The organism is Terriglobales bacterium (assembly GCA_035691485.1).
GTDB lineage: Bacteria > Acidobacteriota > Terriglobia > Terriglobales > Acidobacteriaceae > JAIQGF01.
The window spans coordinates 77,809-98,618 of record DASSIZ010000077.1; the positions used below are offsets into that span (position 1 = coordinate 77,809).

21 protein-coding genes are annotated in these 20,810 nt (G+C 61.1%); 15 read left to right on the forward strand and 6 right to left on the reverse strand.

Annotation, left to right across the window (positions count from 1 at the left end):
- Positions 1-156 precede the first annotated feature (156 nt).
- The 3 genes from VFI82_10655 (at position 157) to lpxB (ending at position 4,620) form a co-directional block, all read left to right on the forward strand.
- On the forward strand, positions 157-2,088 hold the full coding sequence (locus VFI82_10655) for an ABC transporter ATP-binding protein (protein ID HET7185137.1): 1,932 nt from the start codon (positions 157-159) through the stop codon (positions 2,086-2,088).
- A gap of 102 nt (positions 2,089-2,190) precedes the next feature.
- Positions 2,191-3,426, forward strand: a complete 1,236-nt coding sequence (locus VFI82_10660; protein HET7185138.1) for a threonine ammonia-lyase — start codon at positions 2,191-2,193, stop codon at positions 3,424-3,426.
- Between the two features lie 63 nt (positions 3,427-3,489).
- A complete protein-coding gene (gene lpxB, locus VFI82_10665; protein ID HET7185139.1) occupies positions 3,490-4,620 on the forward strand; it encodes a lipid-A-disaccharide synthase in 1,131 nt (376 codons plus the stop codon).
- 56 nt (positions 4,621-4,676) lie between these two features.
- Here the strand turns inward: lpxB and VFI82_10670 are convergent, their stop codons facing one another.
- Positions 4,677-5,699: a VWA domain-containing protein gene (locus VFI82_10670; GenBank protein HET7185140.1), complete on the reverse strand. Its 1,023-nt coding sequence runs from the start codon at positions 5,697-5,699 to the stop codon at positions 4,677-4,679.
- A gap of 356 nt (positions 5,700-6,055) precedes the next feature.
- On the opposite strand from VFI82_10670, the gene VFI82_10675 reads away from it, so the two are divergent.
- Both VFI82_10675 and glgC read left to right on the forward strand, forming a co-directional pair.
- Positions 6,056-8,161 (forward strand): M1 family aminopeptidase, encoded by a 2,106-nt coding sequence (locus VFI82_10675; protein HET7185141.1) that lies wholly within the window; start codon positions 6,056-6,058, stop codon positions 8,159-8,161.
- A 222-nt stretch (positions 8,162-8,383) separates the two neighbouring features.
- On the forward strand, positions 8,384-9,634 hold the full coding sequence (gene glgC, locus VFI82_10680) for a glucose-1-phosphate adenylyltransferase (GenBank protein ID HET7185142.1): 1,251 nt from the start codon (positions 8,384-8,386) through the stop codon (positions 9,632-9,634).
- A 103-nt stretch (positions 9,635-9,737) separates the two neighbouring features.
- Here glgC and VFI82_10685 read toward each other — a convergent pair whose 3' ends face one another.
- Together VFI82_10685 and VFI82_10690 are read right to left on the reverse strand one after the other, a co-directional pair.
- On the reverse strand, positions 9,738-10,352 hold the full coding sequence (locus VFI82_10685; protein HET7185143.1) for a carboxymuconolactone decarboxylase family protein: 615 nt from the start codon (positions 10,350-10,352) through the stop codon (positions 9,738-9,740).
- 139 nt (positions 10,353-10,491) lie between these two features.
- Entirely contained in the window at positions 10,492-10,764 is a 273-nt protein-coding gene (locus VFI82_10690) for a hypothetical protein (GenBank protein HET7185144.1), read from the reverse strand.
- Between the two features lie 191 nt (positions 10,765-10,955).
- On the opposite strand from VFI82_10690, the gene VFI82_10695 reads away from it, so the two are divergent.
- Genes VFI82_10695 through VFI82_10715 form a run of 5 tightly spaced genes read left to right on the forward strand, consistent with a single transcriptional unit; the run spans position 10,956 to position 14,884 of the window.
- Positions 10,956-11,555: a sigma-70 family RNA polymerase sigma factor gene (locus tag VFI82_10695; protein HET7185145.1), complete on the forward strand. Its 600-nt coding sequence runs from the start codon at positions 10,956-10,958 to the stop codon at positions 11,553-11,555.
- Positions 11,555-12,283, forward strand: coding sequence for a zf-HC2 domain-containing protein (locus VFI82_10700; protein HET7185146.1), 729 nt, complete (start codon positions 11,555-11,557; stop codon positions 12,281-12,283). The genes VFI82_10695 and VFI82_10700 overlap by 1 nt, the downstream gene beginning before the upstream one ends.
- Positions 12,280-12,969, forward strand: a complete 690-nt coding sequence (locus VFI82_10705) for a B-box zinc finger protein (protein HET7185147.1) — start codon at positions 12,280-12,282, stop codon at positions 12,967-12,969. Before VFI82_10700 ends, VFI82_10705 begins: the two co-directional genes overlap by 4 nt.
- Before the next feature lie 9 nt (positions 12,970-12,978).
- A complete protein-coding gene (locus tag VFI82_10710; GenBank protein ID HET7185148.1) occupies positions 12,979-13,305 on the forward strand; it encodes a DUF5668 domain-containing protein in 327 nt (108 codons plus the stop codon).
- Complete coding sequence (locus tag VFI82_10715; GenBank protein HET7185149.1) at positions 13,298-14,884, forward strand: DUF4097 family beta strand repeat-containing protein; 1,587 nt, start codon at positions 13,298-13,300, stop codon at positions 14,882-14,884. Before VFI82_10710 ends, VFI82_10715 begins: the two co-directional genes overlap by 8 nt.
- A 51-nt stretch (positions 14,885-14,935) precedes the next feature.
- Here VFI82_10715 and VFI82_10720 read toward each other — a convergent pair whose 3' ends face one another.
- Entirely contained in the window at positions 14,936-15,430 is a 495-nt protein-coding gene (locus tag VFI82_10720; protein ID HET7185150.1) for a hemerythrin domain-containing protein, read from the reverse strand.
- Positions 15,431-15,591: 161 nt separating this feature from the next.
- Between VFI82_10720 and VFI82_10725 the strand changes: the two genes are divergently transcribed.
- Together VFI82_10725 and VFI82_10730 are read left to right on the forward strand one after the other, a co-directional pair.
- Positions 15,592-15,780 (forward strand): hypothetical protein, encoded by a 189-nt coding sequence (locus VFI82_10725; GenBank protein HET7185151.1) that lies wholly within the window; start codon positions 15,592-15,594, stop codon positions 15,778-15,780.
- Positions 15,781-16,680, forward strand: a complete 900-nt coding sequence (locus tag VFI82_10730; protein ID HET7185152.1) for a 3-hydroxyacyl-CoA dehydrogenase NAD-binding domain-containing protein — start codon at positions 15,781-15,783, stop codon at positions 16,678-16,680.
- Here VFI82_10730 and VFI82_10735 read toward each other — a convergent pair.
- On the reverse strand, positions 16,677-18,104 hold the full coding sequence (locus tag VFI82_10735; protein ID HET7185153.1) for a pyridoxal-dependent decarboxylase: 1,428 nt from the start codon (positions 18,102-18,104) through the stop codon (positions 16,677-16,679). The genes VFI82_10730 and VFI82_10735 overlap by 4 nt on opposite strands.
- A gap of 108 nt (positions 18,105-18,212) precedes the next feature.
- On the opposite strand from VFI82_10735, the gene VFI82_10740 reads away from it, so the two are divergent.
- A complete protein-coding gene (locus tag VFI82_10740; GenBank protein ID HET7185154.1) occupies positions 18,213-18,536 on the forward strand; it encodes a hypothetical protein in 324 nt (107 codons plus the stop codon).
- The gene (locus tag VFI82_10745) at positions 18,533-19,735 is read left to right on the forward strand and encodes an SAM-dependent methyltransferase (protein HET7185155.1); all 1,203 of its coding nucleotides are present in this window, start codon (positions 18,533-18,535) and stop codon (positions 19,733-19,735) included. Before VFI82_10740 ends, VFI82_10745 begins: the two co-directional genes overlap by 4 nt.
- Here VFI82_10745 and VFI82_10750 read toward each other — a convergent pair.
- Positions 19,713-19,997 (reverse strand): hypothetical protein, encoded by a 285-nt coding sequence (locus tag VFI82_10750; GenBank protein ID HET7185156.1) that lies wholly within the window; start codon positions 19,995-19,997, stop codon positions 19,713-19,715. The two genes, VFI82_10745 and VFI82_10750, sit on opposite strands and share 23 nt — an antisense overlap.
- Positions 19,998-20,161: 164 nt before the next feature.
- Here VFI82_10750 and VFI82_10755 point away from each other — a divergent pair, with 164 nt between their 5' ends.
- Complete coding sequence (locus VFI82_10755) at positions 20,162-20,497, forward strand: hypothetical protein (protein ID HET7185157.1); 336 nt, start codon at positions 20,162-20,164, stop codon at positions 20,495-20,497.
- The last annotated feature ends 313 nt before the right edge of the window (positions 20,498-20,810 follow it).

Consider the following 20,810-nt stretch of genomic DNA (forward strand, 5'->3'; position numbering starts at 1 on the left):
GCGATCTCTGTCGGAGCCTCGAAACTTCAGAGTGTTTTCCTTCGTGTACCTTCGTGCCCTTGGTGGTTAAAGTGTTGTACCTCGAGTCGGTTTTGGTTAACCACCAGTCTTTTTCCATCCGCGAGCGGGTCGATCTCGTCTGATAACCTAGAACCAATGGCGGCCAATATCCACGAAGAAGAAGTCCTGGGAAAGGCATATGACAGCCGTCTGATGAAGCGGCTGCTCGGCTACTTGCGCCCTTACAAGTGGCAGGTGGCGCTGGCCCTGGCGGCGATCGTGTTGAAATCGGCCGCCGATGTGGTCGGTCCGTACCTCACCAAGACCGCCATTGACAAATACCTGGCGCCCACCACGGTTCGCGGCAGCCACGGCCTCCTGGATCGCTTCCTCAGTTCGCAGCCGCTCTTGGGCATCGCGCAGATCGGCGCCATGTACGTCGGCCTGCTGGTGTTCGGTTTCTTCCTGGAGTTCCTGCAGACCTATTTCATGCAGTGGACCGGGCAGAAGGTCATGTTTGACCTGCGCAGCCAGATTTTCCGCCACCTGCAACGCATGCATATCGGCTTCTACGACAAGAACCCGGTCGGCCGGCTGGTAACCCGCGTCACCACCGACGTGGACGCGCTCAACGAAATGTTCACCTCCGGCGTGGTGGCTATCTTCGAGGACATTTTCGTGCTCGCCGGCATCGTTGCCATCATGCTGAAGATGGATTGGCGCCTGGCGCTGATCACCTTCTCTGTGCTGCCTCTCATCATGGTGGCGACCATGATCTTCCGCAAGCACGTCCGCGATAGCTATCGCCGGATCCGCACTGCCATCGCGCGCATTAACTCCTATCTCCAGGAGCATGTCAGCGGCATGCTGGTGCTCCAGCTTTTCAACCGCGAGAAGCGCGCCTACGACAAATTCGAGAAGATCAATGCCAGCCACATGGAGGCGTTCAAGGACGCGATTCTCGCCTACGCCTTCTATTATCCCGTGGTCGAAGTATTGTCCTCGGTGGCGATCGCCGCCGTGATCTGGTTTGGCGGCTCGCAAACGGTCCGCGGTATCACCACCCTCGGCGTGCTGGTCGCGTTCATGCAGTACGCGCAGCGCTTCTTCCGGCCCATCCAGGACCTGAGCGAAAAATACAACATCCTGCAGTCGGCGATGGCGTCGAGCGAGCGCATCTTCAAGTTGCTGGATACGACCGTCGACATCCAGTCCCCGGCAGTGGTGAAACACGTAACCGGGCCCGGACGCATCGAGTTCGACCACGTCTGGTTTTACTACCGCACCGTGCCGGAGCGAAACGCTGATGGCGAGCTGAACCCCAACGCTGGCGAACCGGACTGGGTGCTGAAGGACGTCAGCTTCGCCGTCGAACCCGGCGAGACGGCCGCCATCGTGGGCCATACCGGCGCCGGCAAGACCACCATGATCTCTCTCCTGCTGCGCTTTTACGACGTGCAGAAGGGCGCCGTCCGCATTGACGGCGTGGACGTGCGCGAGTTGGACCTCACCCAACTGCGCCGCCGCTTCGGCGTGGTGCTGCAGGATCCGTTCCTGTTCACGGGAACCGTGGAGCAGAACATTCGCCTCGGTTCCGAGCACGTCACTGACGAGCAAGTGGAGCGCGCCGCCGAGGACGTCAATCTCGCCGACTTTATCCGTTCCCTGCCCGGCGGTTTCAAGGAACCGGTGCATGAGCGTGGCAGCACGCTTTCCACCGGGCAGAAGCAGCTCATCTCATTTGCCCGCGCGCTGGCACACAATCCCAAGATTCTGGTGCTCGACGAAGCCACCTCCAGCGTGGATACCGAAACCGAGCTGCGCGTCCGCGAAGCGCTATCGCGGCTGGTCGAAGGGCGCACTTCGCTGATCATCGCGCACCGTTTGTCCACCATCCAGCGCGCCGACAAGATCATCGTCATGCACAAGGGACGCCTGCGCGAGATGGGCTCGCACCAGCAACTGCTCACCCAGCGCGGCATCTACTGGAAGCTTTACCAGCTCCAGTACAAGGACCAGGAAGTCTCGCCTGCCATTGCGCCCGCGCAGCTGGGCGGTCCGGCCGTGCCGGTCAGCGGCGACGATTAAAAAACAGTATTGGTAGTGGTAGTTGGTAGCTCGGGAGTAAATTCCCAGCTACCAACTGCCAATAGCCAGCACGACCGGTCCAGTTAGCGAGGCTTTGACGGAATGAGTACGGTTCGAACTCGACCCTCGACGGTCACCCTTCCCGACATCCTGGCAGCGATGTCGCGCATTCGCGAGGCGGTGAAGGTTTCGCCTTGTCCTGAGTCGGAAACTTTCTCCCAGCTCACCGGCAACACCGTTTTCCTGAAACTCGACAGCGCCCAGAAGACCGGCTCTTTCAAGGAGCGTGGCGCCCTCAACAAGCTGCTGCTGCTCGGCGATGCGGAGCGGGCGCGCGGGGTCATTGCAGCCTCCGCCGGCAACCACGCCCAGGGCATTGCCTATCACGCGGGCAAGCTGGGCATCCGCGCTGCCATCTGCATGCCCCTGGCAACGCCGCTGATCAAGGTGTCCGCTACGCGCAGCTACGGCGCCGAAGTCGTTCTTCACGGCACCAACTACGACGAGGCGTACGAAGAAGCTCTCCGGCTCAGCCGCGAGGACCAACTCACCTTTGTCCACGCCTTTGACGACGATGACGTGATCGCCGGCCAGGGTACGATCGCGCTCGAACTGCTGGAACAGCATGCCGACCTGGACATGATCATCGTGCCCATCGGCGGCGGAGGACTGATCGGCGGCATCGGCTGCGCGGTAAAAGAAATTAACAGTAAGGTGCGCATCGTGGGGGTGCAGACCTCACGCCTGCCGTCCATGAAAGTTGCCCTCGCCGAAGGCAAGCCGGTCACGCTCAACCCCGCCATTACCATCGCCGACGGCATCGCCGTGCGCCGCGCCGGGGACAGAACGCTCCCCCTGGTCCAGCGCTACGTGGACGACATCGTTACCGTCGAAGAAGAAGAGATCGCCAATGCCATCCTCCTCCTGCTGGAGCGCGAGAAGACGCTGGCGGAAGGCGCTGGAGCCGCCGCCCTCGCTGCCCTGCTGAACCGCAAGGTCGCAGTCAACGGCAAGCGCGTCGCCGTGCTGGTTTGCGGCGGCAATATCGACGTCACTCTGCTGGCCCGCATCATCGAGCGCGGCCTGGTCAAAGACGGGCGCCTGGTGCGGTTGCGCGTACATCTCGGCGATTATCCCGGCGCTCTACACAAGCTGACCGGAATTCTTGCCCAGCACCGCGCCAACATTGTGGAGACTTCCTACGACCGCGCCTACCACGGCGTCAACCTGGGAGATACCGCGATTGACGTCACCATGGAAACGCGCGGCCCCGATCACATCGCAGAGCTGCTCTCCGCTCTGACCGCCGCCGGCTACGCCCACGAGAAGATTGTGTAACGGCTCTGCTCCAACCTTGGCGGGTTCGTGAAAACCCGGCGCTGCTGCTATGCTTCATGCACCGTGAAAATTCTGCTCTCCGCCGGGGAAGCCTCCGGTGAAAATTACGGCGCGCAGTTGATTGCGGCCCTCAAACAACGCGAGCCCTCTCTGGATTGTTATGGCGTCGGAGGCGAACGCATGCGCGCCGCCGGCTGCCGGATTGTGGTGGACGCCAAAGATACCGCTGTGGTCGGCCTCGCCGAAGTCGTCACCCGCCTGCCGAAAATGTGGGGAGAGTTCCGCAAGCTGCTGCGCGCCGTCGACGCCAACAAGCCCGACGGCGCCGTGCTCATCGATTTTCCCGACTGGAACCTCCGCCTTGCACGCGAGCTCCATCGCCGCAAGATTCCCGTCGTCTACTACGTCAGCCCGCAGCTCTGGGCCTGGCGCCCGAAACGCATTGCGCAGATCAAGCGCTACGTCCGAAGGATGCTGGTCATCTTTCCCTTTGAAGAAGCGTGGTATCGCGAACGCGGTGTCGAAGCCGAGTACGTCGGCCACCCGCTTGCCGACCTGCCCCCGCCCGGCCCGCCACCGCCACTGCGCTCGCCTCAAATTCCGATCGCCCTGCTGCCCGGAAGCCGCAAAAAGGAAATCTTCATCAACATTCCTGCCATGCTGCAGGCGGCGCGCGCGCTCGGCAAGCAGTACCAGTTCATCATTCCGGTCGCATCCACCGTCAGCTCGAAGTGGATGGTAGACCTGATTCACCGCGTCATCGGCCAGGATCCGGGGGTGAATCTCAAACTGGAAACTGACGCGCGGATCGTGCTCTCGCAGGCTCGGGCAGCGGTGATTGCCAGCGGAACGGCCACCGTGGAAGCGGCGCTGATCGGCACGCCGTTCGTCATGGTTTATCGCGTGACGCCGCTGACCTGGAAGCTCGGCCGGCGGTTGGTCAGCGTCCCATTTTTCGCCATGCCGAACCTGATCGTCGGGCGCGAAGTCGTGCCCGAATTGGTGCAGGATAAATTCACGGCGGACGGTATCGTCGCGCGGCTGAATGAAATTCTTGTCGACGGTCCCGCCCGGCAGACGATGTTCGAAGGATTGAAACAGGTGCGCGCCAAACTGGCCGCCCCCGCCGGTTCAGCCGGCGCCTCCGATCGTGCCGCCGACGCGGTGCTGACGGCACTCACCGGCGCAAACTAAAGATTGGGAATTAAGAAAGCAAGGTCAAAAATCCTGCCTGCGCAATCCTCAATTGCTCACGGCCTAGTTGGATGCACGGCGCTCTCCTGCGTTTCGCGCGGCGCGAAGTATCCGCGACGGCAGTGCACCCGCAGTTTATGGTGGTGCGGCACGATCTCAATGCTGCGGAAGCTGCCGTCCAGCTTGAACTCTGCCGGCTTGTACCCGATCGCATACTGGCTGCGCAGCGCTTCCTTCACCCGGTTAAATGCGTTCGCAATCTGCGGCTTGCTGTGCGCCGGCAACACTCCGCCGCCGGTGGGACGCGAAATAAGCTCCAGCACCGCTTCGCCATGGGGGTATTGCTGACCTGAAATATCGTTGGAGCTGAGCACAAAGATGGTGGTCTCGGAGCGCAAGGCCGCATGGATCGCGTCGTACATCAGCGTCTTGCTGCGCGTGTCCTCGCCGTCGCTGATGAGGATGATTGCGCGCCTCGCCGTCGCCGGGCCCGGAGCCTTTGCCAGCTTGTCCGCGGCGAAGCAGATGGCGTCGTATAAACGTGTGTCACCTCCGGCGCGCAACTGCTTGATCGCCTTCGACAGCAAACCAATGTCGCCGGTGAAATCCTGGTGCAGAACGACACTTGACGCGAAGCCGACAATGAATGCTTCGTCTAACTGCGGGCGCAGCACCTTTTCCAGGAACATGGCCGCCGCACTCTTCTCATAGGCGAAACGTTGTGTGATGGAATCGCTGAGATCTACCAGAATCCCGACACGCAACGGCAAATCGCTTTGCCGCTGGAAATAACTGATCCGCTCCGGCGCGCGCTGATCGTCCAGCACCGTCAGGTCATCGAGTGAAAGCTGGTTAACGTACTTCCCCGAGCTGTTGGAGACGGTAAAGATCACGTTGACTTCGTCCACGCGCGTGCGAAAGGTCTCCGCCGCCGGGAGCGCGGGACCGGGGAGGCCGGCATTCTCGTGCGGTAGCATGCTTCCAATGGCGGCCGTTGGTGACTGCGCCCATGCTCCGATTGCGAGAACGAGAAGGCAGGATACGACGGCCGGTGCGCGCGACCTGGTCAGAATGGGCATACTGACCTCCGCTCGAGGTATATCCCGAGCGCCGAGCTAGGAAATTTTGACCAAGACCCAGCGGGAATTCCCACAACTGTCTTGGCGAATTTTACTCCGTCGGATGCGACGAGCAAGCATTTTGGGACGTATCGGGCACAATTCCGAGTCGGAATCTTGCCGCTGCCGCGACGAACTAAGCTCCGCTGGGTTAAAGTAGTAGTGGGCCAGTAGCCGCTCAGATGTCATTTTCCCCTGTTCAGAGACCGGATTTATCTGTTGAAAGCAGTCACAGTTCTGCCCGGAGCTGGCCTGAGCGCATCTTATCTGCCCGCCCATTCATCGAACACAAGCGGGTACTTAGCCGGAGACTTTTCATGTCCTACGCATCACGGCCCTTGAGGTGTGTTGTCGTCCTTCTCGCGGGCCTCGCGACCCTGGCGCTGCCTGCCGCCGCCGCCGAGAAGGTCCGCCTCCGTGTCGACGATTATCAGATTCAGGCCGAGCTTCAGCCCAAAACACACCGCCTGATCGGCCACGCGCGGGTAAAATTCACCGCGCTGGAAGACATCAGCGTCGCTTCCTTCGAACTGCATAACGCGCTCCGGCCCACGCGCATCACTGACGCCGAAGGTCACGCGCTCTCCGCCGAGCGCATTACGCAGGACAACGCCATACGTATAGCCCTGCCCAGCGGTCTTGCCAAGGACGCCAGCACGACTCTCGACTTCGATTATGAGGGCAGCCTCTCATCCGCCGACGACAGCCCCGTACAAGGCCTGAAACTTGCCTACGTTGGCGAGGACACGAGTTATCTGCTGTATGCGGCGCGCTGGTTCCCGCTGAGTGGCTACGGCACCAACCGTTTTACCGCGACCATCAAGATTACGGTGCCCACAGGATGGACTGTTATCGGCAGCGGCGCACAAGCCGCCGGCGCTGCGGCGACGAGCGAACTGCCACCCGCAGTAACTTTGGCGGCGCAGAAGGAAAAGGTCCCTGCGGATCCGAAGCTGTCGCGAAATCGCACGCGTACGCCGCCTGCCAAGGAACCACCTGCCCCGGTTTCGCATGGCGGCAAAACCTTTACCTTTTCCTGGAGCAAGCCCAGTTTTCCCGGAACGATCATCGCCGGCAATTTCCAGGAGAGCACCAGCAACGAGGTCGGATTGAACTTGCGCGTGTTCTTCAAGCCGGTGCACAAGGACCTGGTATCGCTGTACACCGAAACCGCCGTGCGCGAGTTTCAGTTCTACTCGGCGCGTCTTGGACCGCCGTTGTCCAACACGCTGAACCTGGTTGAACTCCCCGACGACACTGTTCCCAGCGCCTGGGCGCCCGAGGTCGCCGCCATGTCCTCGCGGGCCTTGTCCGGAAAGGTGAACTACCGCCTGCTGGCCAACACCATTGCACACCAGTGGTGGGGCGCCGACGTCAGCCCCGCCAGCCGCAGCGACTGGTGGCTGAGCGACGGCTTTGCCCGCTATTCAGAGGCGCGCTACGTCGAATCCGCCGCCGGCACGGCCGCCTTCAACGAAGCGGTCAAGGACATGGAAGTTGGCTCGCTGGCTTACGACACCGTTCCGCTGTCCAGCGTCGGACGGCTCGATCCGTTCGCGCCCGAATTTCAAGCCCTGGTTACTGACAAGGGCGCCATTATCCTGAACATGCTGCGCTGGGTGATCGGCGACGCAGCCTTTGACAAGACGGTCCGGACCTTCTTGCAGCAGTATGCCGGCAAGCCCGCAACCGTGGACGATTTCCGCAAAATCGCGGAACAGAATTACGGCGAGCAGCTGACATGGTTTTTCTCCCAGTGGATCGATTCCACCGGCGCGCCGGAATTCAAGACCAAGTACACCGTCTACCGGGTCGCCAAGGGTTTCCGCGTGGTAGGCGAGATTTCGCAGGACCTGGACCTTTTCCGCATGCCGGTGGAGTTGAAGATCGATACTGACGGCCAGAGCGAGGACAAGCGTGTCGAAGTGGTGGGCACCAATTCCGCCTTCCAGGTGGAAACCTTCGGCCGGCCCCGTCGCATCGTCATTGATCCCGACAACCGCGTGCTCAAGAACTCCCAGGAGCTCAAGGTTCGCGCCTCCATCATGCGCGGCCAGGGGCTGGTCGAGCAGGGGGACCTCGCCGCCGCGCTCCAGGAATTCCAGAAGGCGCTCGACGCCAACAAACATAGCTCGCTGGCCCATTACCGAGTCGCTGAAGTGTTCTTCCTGCAGAAGAATTACCAGGCGGCGGCCAATGCCTACCGCGAATCGTTGAACGGGGATGGTGAACCGCGCTGGACCGAGGTTTGGAGCCACATTCAGCTGGGCAAGATTTTCGATATCACCGGCCAGCGCGAGCGCGCCACCAACGAATATCGCCAGGCGCTGCAGACCAACGACAATACTCAGGGCGCGATGGAAGAAGCGCGCAAGTACCTCTCGACGCCGTATCAGAGAAAGACAGCGAAAGAAGGGGAATAACACGTCGTTTGGATTGCGGTTCGCTTCTTAGCCACAGAGAACACCGAGGGCTTCTTTTCTCTGTGGCTGGGTTGGTTTTGCGTGATGTCGCGCAGAAATAGAAGTGGAGCAAGAGCGGCAGACATCTGCCGCTCTCGACGTTTTCGGTTGTGTTAGCATCGAACCCTCTCGTGGGACTCTAATTGGCTTGGCTTCCTATCACCTTGGTCCGGGAATAAGACGATGAAAGACACGCTTGGCGTCCTGTTGGCGGGAGGTGCTGGGGAGAGGCTGTATCCGCTGACCCGCGACCGCGCCAAGCCGGCGGTAACCTTCGGCGGCATCTACCGGATCATCGACATCACCTTATCGAACTGCATCAACTCCGACTTGCGCAAGGTTTACATCCTGACGCAATACAAGGCGCTCTCGTTGAACCGCCATATCCGCGAAGGGTGGAACATCGTGGCGCGGGATTTGGGAGAGTTCATCGAAATCCTGCCGCCGATGAAGCGGGTGAGCGAGAACTGGTACCTGGGCACCGCCGACGCCGTGTACCAGAACATTTACTCGATCGGTGCGGAGCAGCCCAAGCACGTGATCATCCTGGCGGGCGATCACATCTACAAGATGAACTACGAGCGCATGCTGCGCCAGCACCTGGATTCAGGCGCGGACGTGACGCTGGCCACCATCCTGATCGATCCCGAAGAAACCGCGCGCCTGGGCGTGGTGGACGTGGACCGGGAGGGCCGCATTGTCGGCTTCTTGGAAAAGCCGAAGCAAACCGACATTCGCAGCCCCTATAACCCGCGCATGGTTTCGGGGTCGATGGGCGTGTACCTTTTCAATACCGACGTACTGATCCCGGTGCTGCTGAAGGACGCCGAGGACCCCAGTTCGTCGCACGACTTCGGCCACGACATCCTACCCAAGATGATGGAAGACTACCGGGTGTACTCGTTCAACTTCATCGACGAGAACAAGAAAGAAGCGCTCTACTGGCGGGACGTGGGGACGCTGGAGGCCTACTACGAAGCAAACATGGACCTGGTGGCGGTCTCGCCGGTGTTCAACCTGTACGACGCCAGCTGGCCGATTCGCACCCACCAGCGGCAGTACCCGCCGGCAAAGTTCGTTTTTTCCGACCCCAACCGTTTAGGCGCGGCCTTCGACTCCATCGTGTCGTCGGGCTCGATCGTCTCCGGCGGGACGGTACGCAACAGCGTGATGTCCCCCGACGTGCGGGTGAATTCCTACAGCGAAGTGGATTCCAGCATTATCTTCAGCCACGTGAATATCGGCCGCCATTGCCGGATCCGGCGCTCCATCATCGATCGCGACGTGCACATCCCCGAGGGCACTATCATCGGTTACGACACCGAGGCGGACCGGCAGCGGTACTTCGTCACTGAGAGCGGAATCACGGTGGTCACGCGCGACTACTCCCTGTTCGAGAGCCCGGTGACGGTGGATTACTTTACGTCGGAATAACGATCGGCATCCGCGATCAGCTTGGGGACACACGCGCCCTCGCGCTTGCGATTCGAATCCCTATCACATGACGTTTTCGAGCGCATGCCCTTGATCGTCGGGCCTAGTGCGGCCACGGGACCAGGTCGGGCGAGGATCCCTTCGGCAGCGGCGTGCGCGCGGTGTTGAGCACCATGGCGAGGGCGGTGTAGTAGCCATTCACGCCGATCATGTCCATGACCGTTTGCTCGCCAAACCTGGCCAGAGCGCGCTGGTAGGTGGCGTCGCTGACGCTTTGGTTGCGGTGGAGTTCGATGGAGAACTCGTACACCAGGTCCTCGTCTTCCGACATTGCAGCGGGGCGACGCCCATCTGCAACCGCCTTCACGATTTCGGGATTGAGCCCGGCTTTGAGGGCAATGGGCGCATGCGTTGCCCATTCGTAGTTCTGCGTCCATTGCCGGGCGGTGATGAGGATGACGAACTCGTTTAGCTTTGGCGGCAAAGTGCTCTTGTAACGCAAGTAGTCGCCAAATTCCTTAAATCTCAACATCACTTGCGGGCTGCGCAGCAGCGGGACGAAGGGTCCGAAAACCGGCGTGTGCCGAGTGGCAAGGAATTCTTCTGCCGCTTTTTTCTGCTCCGGCGTCATCTTTTCCGGAGGAATTTCCGGCATGCGGTCTTGCGCGACAGCAGTAATTGCCAAAGTCATCGACAGCAGCAGTACGCTAATCTTCATGATGCGCTCCAGATGTCAGGATACGGCTTCCCGAGCGGCGGCATGGTAGGAAAGCGCCCGTAGTAAAGTCAATTTAGAAGTGCTAAGACACGTTCGTCCACCGCGCTTAGCAGGGCTGCCGCGAATCGCGCCGCAGAAGCTATTTTCGCCTGATCTCGACGCTGACGTTTGGCACTCCATAGTTGCCCCCGCCGATCTCGCAGGGCGTCTGGTCGATCAGGCGCAAGGTTCCATTCTTGTCCTCGAATACCAACCCGTATTTTGAAATGCCCTTGAACCCTCCCCAATCGCTGGGCACGTTGATCACGCAGGGAGTACCCAGCGGCTGCTGGGGAGACGCCTTCACTCCACGAATCCCTACGATCGCGGCGACAGCAACTATGACGGCACACAAACCCAAGCGCACTTTCATGAGTACCTTCCTCCTGGTTTTGACCGGAATGGGCCTAACCCCAGTGTAGCGCGCAGGCAATTGGCCACCTCCGGCCTTGGCGCTGATAAAATCGACGGTTTCCCCTTTTTGGCGCAGGCGGAACATTCGGGCCTTAGCCTGCGTATTCGTCCCAAGCGGCAGTGTGGCTTGGAGTCTCCCAGGAGTGCTGGTTGGACGACAATCAAGCGGTGGCTTCCCTTGTCCGTCGCTGCGTAGCCGGCGACGCCGTGGCATGGGAAGAGATTGTCGAGCGCTTCAATCGCCGCATCTTCAACATCTGCTACAGATTTACCGGTTCGCAGGATGACGCCCAGGACCTCGCCCAGGAGGTCTTCATCAAGATCTACCGCACCCTGAATTCCTACGACACCGACAAAGGCTCCTTCATGACCTGGGTCGCCACCCTGACCCGCAATCTGCTGGTGGACCATTTCCGCAAAAGCAAGCAGGACCGGATTACCGACTCAATGGACGAGCCGGCGACGGTGGAGGAAGACTCCCTCAGAGTGGCCGACCGGCTGGAGGATTCCGGCCCTACACCGGATGTCAGGCTGCAGACCCGTGAAACCCAGGAAATGGTGCAAAAAGCCCTCCAGAAGCTATCTCCGGAGCTGCGGGAGGCGGTCATTTTTCGCGACCTGCAGGACATGGACTACCGGGAAATCGCCCTCGCCCTGAAGGTCCCCGAGGGCACGGTTAAGTCCCGGATAAATCGGGGACGAACGGAACTTGCAAGGCTGCTTTCACGTACCTATAGGCAGGTGACCTGATGTACGAGGAATCCAAATCCGGGATGCAATGCCACGACTTCGAGGCGCTGCTCAGCGAGGCGATTGACGGGACGCTGGCCGCCGGCGAGATGCAGCGGTTCGATGCTCACCGGAGCACTTGCCCGACTTGCGGCCCGGCTTTCGCCGAGGTGAAGCGGGGCATGCAGTTGCTGCGCAGCCTGACCGAAGTTGCGCCGCCGCCGAACTTCGTGCACAACGTGCTGGCAGCGACCGTCGGGCGGGTGGAAGAGGCGCCGGCAGTTCGCGCTGGGGAGAGCTTGTGGGAACGGTTGCGGTCACGCCTGCGGGAGGGACGCGGGCCGGTGCTGCAACCGAAGTTCGCCATGTCGTTCGCGATGGCGTTCTTCTCCATCTCGCTGGTGCTGAACCTGGCGGGAGTGAAGCTGGGCAGCCTGCGTCACCTCGACCTGAGCCCGAACGCGATCGTACGCAGCGCCTATGAAGCGCAGGGCAGGCTGGCAAAGTATTACCAGAACATCCGCTTCGTGTACGAGATCGAATCACGGGTACAGGAACTGAAGCGCGCAACGACGCCGGAAGAGAGCGAAGCGCCGGCGGAGAAACCGAAGGAGCGCAAGGACCACAGTGCGAATCCTGATCAGAAGAAGTATCAGAACTACAGCCGGGAGCTGGAATCGGTGACCATGGCGGAATTGTTCGAGACGGCCCCTTTCGCTGACCAGTTTTTCGCCAGGAGAAACTCATGAACTGCAATGTCCACACCGACGTCCCGGCGACCTCGTACTGCCGCACCTGCGGCAAGGCGATGTGCGAGAAGTGCTCGCACAATGTGCGCGGCGTCGTCTATTGCGAAGATTGCCTGGCCACGCATATGCACGGCACCATGCCGCCGGCGCCGGCCAGTAGCTTTGTCCCCGGCACCACGCCTGTGCCGGTGTTGGTTACCAGCGGTCCGAGCCCCGGTCTTGCTGGTGTGCTGGCCGGATTTTTCCCGTTCGGTGTGGGCGCTGTTTACAACGGCCAGTACGCGAAAGGGCTGGCGCACCTGCTGGTCTTCGTGGCGCTCGTGGTGGGCGCTTCGCAAGGCGGCGACACCGGCGGAGCGATTTTTGGGTTAGGAATTGCATTCTTCTACGTGTACCAGATCATTGACGCTGTCCGTTCCGCCCACGCCATCCGGGCAGGCCAGCCGGCGCCCGATCCATTCGGCCTCGCAAAAGCATTGGGTACCGGCGAGCACATCGATTTCAATCGCGTTCCCGTGGGCGCGGTGGTGCTGATCGGGCTCGGCGTTCTGTTTCTGCTGAACACAATGGGATGGTTCCACGCGTACTGGATCCACCGCCTGTGGCCCGTGATTTTGATCATCATTGGCGTGTGGTTGTTTATGAAGCGCTTCTCACCCCCGGGCGGGGCAGCGGGGGCGATGTAGGGAGGAGCCATGGACGAAAACAAGTACAACAGCAATCCTGGATATGTGGTGCCGGCGGCCGCAACGGCGCGATGCGGGTGTAACCGCTGCCGCTGCCGCGGCTTGATGGCGCCCGCCGTTCTGATCACGCTGGGCGTGCTCTTCATGATGAATGAGTTCGGTGTGGCGCATTTCCACAGCACCTGGCCCATCCTGCTGATCGTGATCGGCCTGGTCAAGATCCTGGGCGGAAACGCGGACATGACGGGGCACGTGGACGTTTACGCGCCGCCACCGCCGCCAGTGCCCGCGGCGCCAACGCAATCTTCTGAACCGAGGCAGGTGGACCATGTCTAGTCCGGCACCGCAACTTCGTTATCCTCGCCGGCGCTCGCTGGCCGGGCCGGTGGTGCTGATCGCGATCGGGGTGATTTTCCTGCTCGGCAACATGCGTTACCTGAGCTGGGCCTCACTGCACCATTACTTCGCGCGCTACTGGCCCGCGCTGCTCATCCTGTGGGGCGTGATCAAGCTGGTGGAGCACATGCAGGATACCCGCGCGGGAGTGCCTTCGCGCGGCATTGGCGCCGGCGGCGTTCTCCTCATCATTTTCCTGGTTCTCTTTGGCATGGGATTCACCGCCACCGATCGCATCAATTGGGGCAACCTGCGCAACCAGATGGAAATCGACGACGACTTGGGAGGAATGTTCGGCAATTCCTACAACTTCAGCAACACGCTGGAACAGCCGTTCACCGCCGGGACGGACCTGCGCGTGGTTTCCGATCGCGGCGACGTGGTGGTGAATACCTGGGCCGAGCCCAAGATCAAGGTCGTGGTACGCAAGAAAGTTGTGGCCGACAACGAGGAACAGGGCAAGAAAGTGGACAGTCAGACCCAGCCGACATTTACCACCGCGGGCTCGGTCATGACACTCAGCGCCAATACCGGCGGTTCCGGCAGCAGCGCGGTCGCCAGCGACCTGGAGATTTATATGCCGGTGAAGGCCAATGTCGACGTTTCCACGCGGCGGGGCGACATCCGGGTTGCCGGTCGGGACGGCAGAGTCACCACCAGCTCGCATGGCGACGTCACCGTCACCGACAATGCCGGGAACGTCTCGATCACCTTGCGGCGCGGCAACATTCGCACCTCCAATATCAAGGGCGACGTCAACGTGGACGGGCGCGCTGACGACGTCAACATCAGCAACGTCAGCGGGCAGGCGCAGTTCAGCGGAGATTTTTTTGGGCAGATGAACCTGGCGAAGATCGCCAAGGGCGTCAATTTTCATTCTTCCCGCACCGACATGCAACTGGGGCGCCTGGACGGCGAGCTGATGATGGAATCGGGCAACCTGCGCGCCAACGCGGTCACTGGCCCGATGCGCGTTGCCACCAGGTCCAAGGACATTCACCTCGAGGACGTCTCCGGCAGCCTGAAGGTCGACAACACCAACGGCGTGGTCGAATATCGAGCTGGAAAAGCGCTGGGCGACGTCGAGATCAACAATCAGCGCGGCACGGTGCAGGTGATGCTGCCGCGTAACGCCGCGTTCCAACTGGACGCGCGCACCAACCGCGGTGACATCGAGAGCGATTTTCCGTCCATCCAGGTGAGGAGCGAGCACAACCAGCAGTACGCCAGCGGGGCGGTCGGCGGACAGGGCGGGCCGCAGATCAAGCTGAACAACAACAACGGCGACGTACAGATCCGGCAGTCTTCGGGGGTGCCGGCGCCGCCGACGCCGCCACAGCCGCCGAGTGCGCCCGGGTTGCAGCGCGGGGCGCTGAGGGATGGCAACGAAGACGGTCAGTTTGTGGTGTATCGCGGCAATCGCCGGGCGAAGATCAATCGCGGACACTTCGAATTCCATAACGGAGAGCCGCGGCTGGTGGTCGAACCGCTGATCAAGTCTTCGCCGGGAACCATGTAGCCATTTGCGATGGTGATGAACGCGGAGCGATTGCGTTTCTTAACCGGCGCGCTACGGGTCCGAAGGTTTCATTTCTCGCAGCGCGCATGTGGCTCCCGGCATGCCGCTGTTGAGGAAGTAGGAGTCCAGCTCAGCCCCCACCCGCGCCAGGTCCTGTGGTGTATAGATTTCCTGTAATCCTTCGAACAGTTGCCGCTCCTCCTTGCGCACGTGCGCCGAGAGGCTGGCCGCAAATATCTGCAGCTCAGGGACGGTAAGGCGCCCGGCGGCAGCCTCGCCGGCATACTGGCGCAGCAAACCATGCTCAATGCGAAGTTCATCCACCAGGTCGCATAGCGACGGTGCGCGTCCGCTGAACGGGAACAGGACCTTCTCCTCGGCTTCGAAGTGATAGCGGATCTCGGATTCAAACAGACGCGCGATTTCTTGCTGCCAATGCCGCGGATCGGGCTTCTCCGACCGCAGGGCGCGCTCGATCTGGACGCAGAGCGCGAGCGCGTGCTGATGCTGGTGAGAGAGCGGGATGAGGTTTCGGTCGCGCAGCATGCTCCCATTATGCCGAAGTTTCTGCGAGCTTGCCCGCGAGCGGCTCGTCCGGCTTTACTAAACTGCCTCGCGCGGCGGAGAATGGTTGTTTGCCCGAACGCCCGCCGCGCCGTCTGCCGCGGGCACGCAATAATCAATCAGCCCGGAAAGAGGATGCTCCTATGCCTGCGAGCGGTGAACTGATCCGCATGATGAACTACGCCGACGACATGATGACCACGCTGCGCCGCATCATCGCCAGCATTCCGTTCATGAACGAAGAGGAAAAGAAGCGCCTTGCCGAATACATGCGCAAGGGGACGGCTGAGGTCGAAGCCGTGATCCAGCGCCTGGAAAAAGAGGCTAAGTAAATGGAGGTGCGCACGGTCGCGGTGATCGGGGCCGGGATCATGGGGCGCGGCATTGCCCACGCCGCTGCGCTCGGGGGGTATCGCACCATCCTGGAGGACATCTTGCCCAGCGCGTTGCGACGCGCCGGCGACGAAATCCGCGCCAATTTCGACAAGGCGGTCGAACTGGGCAAAGTGACGGCGGAAGACGCCAGGAACGCGATCGGCCGCATCGAGTACGCGGGAGCGGTGGAGGAGGCCGCGCGCGCCGCCGACCTGGTGATCGAAGCGGTTCCGGAAGAGATGGAGTCAAAGATCGAGATTTTTACGCTGCTGGACAAGATCTGCCGCCCGGAAACCATTCTTGCCTCAAACACCTCCTCGCTCAGCGTCACCGAGATCGCTTCCGTCACCTACCGTCCGAAGAAATGCGTCGGCATGCATTTCTTTAATCCGGTGCACAAGATGAAGCTGCTGGAGATTGTGCGCGCGCTGGAAACTTCCGACGACACGCTCTCGACCGCCGCAGAGGTTGGCCGCCGCATGCGGAAAGACGTGGTGGTGATCCGGGAATCGCCGGGGTTCATTACCAGCCGCATCAACGCCATGATTGGCAACGAGGCCTTTTACATGCTGCAGGAAGGCATTGCCACGGCGGAGGACATCGACAAGGCGATGAAGCTCGGCCTCAACCACCCGATGGGTCCATTTGAGCTGGTGGACCTGGTGGGCCTGGATACGCGGCTGCACATTCTCGAGTACCTGCACAAGATGCTCGGCGAGAAATATCGTCCCGCGCCGCTGCTGGTGCAGTACGTCAAGGCGGGACGCCTGGGCCGCAAGGCGGGAAGAGGCGTGTACACGTATTCGGAGCAGACGGTCGGTCCGGCAGCGGTGAAAGAAAAATCAGCCACTGATTAGGCCAGCATTTTGCTTTTTTCCTGCAGCAGTTCCCATGCCCGCTGCACGTCTTCCCAGGTTGTCTGCAGGTTGCCGATGGCCACGCGCAGCACGATCCTTCCATTCAACACGGTATGCGACAGGAAGACCTCGCGCGTCGCATTCACCGCCTCCAGCAGGGCGCGGTTCTCCTCGTCACTGCCCTTGTAGCGGAAGCAAACGACAGAGAAGGGCACGGGCGCGACCACTTCGAACCGAGCATCGCGACGGATGGTCTCGGCGAGCTGTTTCGCCCACGCGATGTGCCGGCGCAGGATTGCCTGCGTGCGCTCACGCCCGAAGTAGCGCATCAGGAACCATAGCTTGAGCGAGCGGAAACGCCGGCCGAGAGGAATGCCGTAGTCCATCATGTTGATGGCTCGGGGGTCTTCGCTGGCGCGCAGATATTCGGGGATCAGCGAAAACGCGCGCCGCAGGATGTCGGGCCTGCGGGTGTAGAACGCGCTCAGGTCCACCGGCGTGAACATCCACTTGTGCGGATTCAACACGATCGAGTGCGCGCGCTCCGCGCCTTCGAAAATGTAGCGGCATTCGGGAAGAATCGCCGCCGGCCCGGCATACGCGGCATCGATGTGCAGCCACAGTTTGTGCTTCTCGGCAATACCGGCAATCGCGGCCACCGGATCGACGCTGGTGCTCGACGTCGTACCCACCGTCGCGACCACGCAGAAAGGATGCTTGCCTTGCTGCACGTCCGCTTCGATGGACTGCGCGAGCGCGTCGGGACGCATGCGGTACTCCGCATCCACCGGGATCTTGCGGACGTTTTTCTGCCCGATGCCGAGCGCAATGGCCGCCTTCTCGATGGAGGAATGCGATTCGGCAGAGGTATAGAGTGTGAGCAGCGGCCTGGAACCCTCGACGCGCGCCTCCGGATCGGCCATCTCGCGCGCAGCCGCGAGCGCGTGCAGGCTGCTCACCGACGCCGTGTCGTAAATCATGCCGAAGTAATCGTCGGGCAAGCCCAGCCACTGCCGCAACCAGCCGAGTGCGACCTGCTCCAGTTCAGCGACGGCCGGCGAAGTCTTCCAATGCAGGCCATTCGTGTTGAGCGCGGCCGAGAGCGCCTCGGCCAGGATGGCGGGCGCGGATGCGCTGGTTGCGAAATAGGCCATGAAGCGCGGATGGTTCCAGTGCGTGACCGCGGGAACAATGATGTCGTCGAAATCCCGCAGGATGGCGGCGTAGGTTTCGGCGGATTCGGGCGCTGACGGTGGCAGCGCGTCGGTCAGGTCGCCGGGCTTGACCTTCGGCAGGACGGGGTAATCGCGTGTGTGTTCCAGATAATGGGCAATCCAATCCACGACTTCATGGCCGGCGCGGCGGAAATCCTCGACATAGGCGTTCCACTCCGGCGCCGCTGCTGGACCCGTGCTGGCAGACATAAAGGGCTCCTGGCGGTTCTTTCCTGCAATTGTAAGGCTTGGGATGAGTCGGTCAGTCAATCGGTCTGTCAGTCTCGCGTCCGAGACTGGCACGGTACAATTTCAAACGTGACCGTCGCGCCCAATCCGCGCCTGCAGCGCGTGCTCGACCAGCTCACGTTATACGAGCACCCCCTGCTGGTGTTTGGCGCGCGCGAGCAGGGCGACCGCGTGGAGGTCATCATCAATTTCCGTGATCCCGCCGTTCCGGTGCATACGTATTACTTCAGCATGCATCCACGCGACCTCGATCATCCCCAGTTCGAATGGACTTTCCAGCACCAGCTCTTTGCCTGCTTGCACGATTACCTAATCGAGATGTTCGTGCGCACGCCGCAAACCCAGAAGGCGGATGCTCAGGCGCGCGGCCAGGAAGAAGACACCGGGAAATGACGTTACGGGAATACATCGAGCAGGAAATCCGTGACCGCGGACCAATCCCCTTCTCGCGCTACATGGAGCTGTGCCTGTACGGCGCGCCCGGAGGCGATCCGGCCGGTTATTACTCGCGCTCGCAGGAACAATTTGGGAAAACCGGTGACTTCTACACTTCCAGCGACGTGCACGCCGTCTTCGGCCGCCTGCTGGCGCGGCAGTTCGAGGAGATGTGGCGCGCGCTGGATTCTCCCCAGCGCATTGACCTGGTGGAACTCGGCCCGGGGCGTGGATTGTTCGCGCAGGATGTTCTGGACTGGTCGGTCAAGAAATTTCCCGAGCTGGCGCGCGCCCTGCGCTACACCCTGGTGGAAAGCTCGACGGAACTGGCGCGGCGATTGCGGGAGCGCTTTGCCGATCGGATCGCGAGCGGAACGGTCAAGGTTGCAGCAAGCCTCGATGAGTTACGGGGGCCGTACGACAACGCGGTCGTCTTTGCCAATGAATTTTTTGACGCGCTGCCGGTCGAGATCGTCGCGGACCGCGGGCAGGTATACGTTGACGCCGAGCAGGGGCGCTTTGTAGAGAGATTCCGGCGGCCCTCGTCGGCAGCGCGCGATTTCCTTGATCGGTACGGCATGCTGCCCGGGGAAGGCGAGCGTGTGGAAGCCTGTTCCGCGGCATTGCATTGGATCAAAACCATCTCCGCCGTGATGCGGCGGGGGTTCACCGTGCTGATCGATTACGGTTACACGCGCGAGGAGCAGCTTGCGGGACGTCATCGCGACACGCTCATGACCTACCGCCGCCACTCCGCCGGAACCAATCCTTACGAGGCCCCGGGCGAGCAGGACATTACGGCGCATGTGAACTTCACGGCGCTGCAGCAGGCAGGAATGGCCGTCGGATTGGAACCGCTAGCGTTAATGACACAGGCGCAGTTCCTGATGGGCATTGGGGAAGAAAACCAGTTCGCCGACGCCTTTGAGGGATGCCAGTTACCGCAGGAGCGGGCCAAGGTTGCGCTCCAGCTCAAGCACGTCGCCACCCCGGTAGGGATGGGCGAAGTGTTTAATGCGCTCCTCATGGGAAAGAGAATCGATGAGCGTACCGCGAAAAAACTGAGCGGGCTGAAGTTCGCCAGGAGCCATGAAGGAGAGACTAGAAACCAGGGCCAGAAAGCTAAGCGCCTTCTTATGCAGCGTCATCCAGGCTGATGCGCAACGACTTCAAGAACTTCACATCTTGGGCGTTGACATTGAAATCCGGGTCGCCATTGCGCGCGCTCACCAGCGACGGCTTGCCCGCGGGCTGCTCCTCTTTCTTGTTGAACCCGATGGTCGCCTCCAGCACCAGGAACACGTCGTAGCCGCCGGCCTTGATCTTGGAAATGACCTCGGCGATCTGCTCGCTTTCGGAGAGCGATTCGTTGATCGCCTCGCCGAGTTCCTTCATCAGTTGCTTGAGTCGCTGGTCCACGAGAGCCCCTTTCCGTCACGATGGCCGCCCAGGCCGGCACGAACCGCAGGCGCCTGAAGCCTCTGGCCAAAGCCTGCAGCCTGTTTGTTTGGATGCCCCGCTGCGTCACACGGTTTTGTGATTTATGACCTAACCCGCTGGTTACGCGCTGCTAGAATGGCCTCGTGGGAGGCATCTCCACAGCCCGCAAGCTGAGCCTGGTGGGACGCGTGGCCGCCCGGCAGGCGGGCCAGAGCCGCTGGCTGCGCGCCGGTTACTCGGCCCTGCAGATCACCTCACGCCACTTCGCGCGCGTGCTGCACCTGCTGTGGCTGCAGATCACCGGCGTATTCTTCCTGTTTTTCGCCCTGGCGGGCAGCCTGGCGTGCCGCCGCGAATTCCTGAAATGGCAGAACGGAAAGATCGGCCCCGGCAAGATGGTTCTCGCCGCCGCTTTTGCCGTCGTATTCTTGTGGTTTGGCCTGAGCTCGTTCTGGAGAGCGCAAGGACGTTCTCGGTGATCGGCTGTCGGTGATCGGGCGATCTGGTTTCGGATACTGAGTGCGGAGGACCCTATGGCAGCTCCGAAGAAAACAAAGCACGTAACGAAGCACATAAAGTCCAAGTCGAAGGCGGGTGAGGTTAAGACGAGTGTGCAATTTGGTCGACACAGCAACAAGAAAATGGTCAAGATCATTATCCGCATCCCCCGAGAACACTTGGCCAAACGGCTCAAGGAACTCGAGAAGTGAGGGTTATCGCAAGACTAGCTAATCGCTAATCGTTAATTCCTGCACGGAGGTTCCCTATGGCCGACAAAGACGTCTTGCCTGA